The sequence below is a fragment of the Mesorhizobium sp. P2_D6 genome (genome assembly GCF_056404315.1).
Genome location: NZ_JBFUEG010000077.1, coordinates 1 through 1033, shown reverse-complemented (window position 1 = coordinate 1033; position 1033 = coordinate 1). Strand labels below are relative to the sequence as shown.

Sequence of the window (1033 nt, the reverse complement as noted above, 5' to 3'; positions counted from 1 at the left end):
AGGGCTACGGACTCGGGTTAACGCGCTTTTGAGATTGCGGTTGATCTGATTCCATGGGGCTTCGATGATTCGGAGCCCCTGCCATGACGATTGCCGGCCTCGAAGGATTTGAGAAGCCACGCCTGAAGGCGCTTCTGGAGCATTTCGCCGCGATCGAAGAGCCGCGTGAGCCATGGCGGGTGGCGCATCCGCTGCCGGAAGTCCTGCTTCTGGTTGTCTGCGGCACGATCTGCGACTGCGACGACTATGATCTGATTGCCGACTGGGGCGCGGCGTCTCGACTTCCTGCGCCGCTACTTGCCCTATCATCACGGCGTGCCGGGCGGGCGCTGGCTGACCATGCTGATGAACCGCATCGGCCCCGGCCTGTTCTCGGCCGCCTTCACCTCATGGGTGCGCCAGACATGGCCAGACAAGCCGGATTTCGTTGCCATCGACGGCAAGACGTCACGGCGCAGCCACGATCGCGGCGCTGGCAAGGCCCCGCTGCATCTGGTCTCGGCCTTCGCCACCACTGCCCGTCTCGTGCTCGGACAGGAGGCCGTCGCTGACAAGAGCAACGAGACGACCGCGATCCCGGTGCGAGCGCCTGGCGGCAAATGACGGCCTCAAGGGCACGCTCGTCTCGATCGACGCCATCGCCACCAATGCCGCCATTGCTACCACCATCAGGGATGCCGGCGCCGACTACCTGCTCGCCGTCAAGGCCAACCAGCCGACGCTCAGAGCCGAGATCGAGCGCTATTTCGACGACGCTCCCACCGATTGCCTCGACAGCTTCGTCGATCTCGACATGGCCCATGGCCGCATCGAGGAACGCACCGTCACCGTCAGTCGCGAGGCCGGCTGGCTCGAAGGCCAGCGCCGCTTTCCCGGTGAACTGCGCCTGCCAGACGCCACAACCATCGTGCGCGTCAGATCGCGCGCTGGACTGAAGGACAAAAGCCGCTTCGACACGCGATACTTTATCGGCCTCCGCCGAGCTGACCGCCGAATGGGCCGCTCATGCCGTGCGCGGCCACTGGCTGGTCGG

At 65.1% G+C, this 1033-nt stretch carries 1 pseudogene; it reads left to right on the top strand.

Annotation, left to right across the window (positions count from 1 at the left end):
* Positions 1–83: 83 nt before the first annotated feature.
* Positions 84–1033: pseudogene (locus AC1D1L_RS33675) on the top strand (ISAs1 family transposase); the annotation flags it as partial.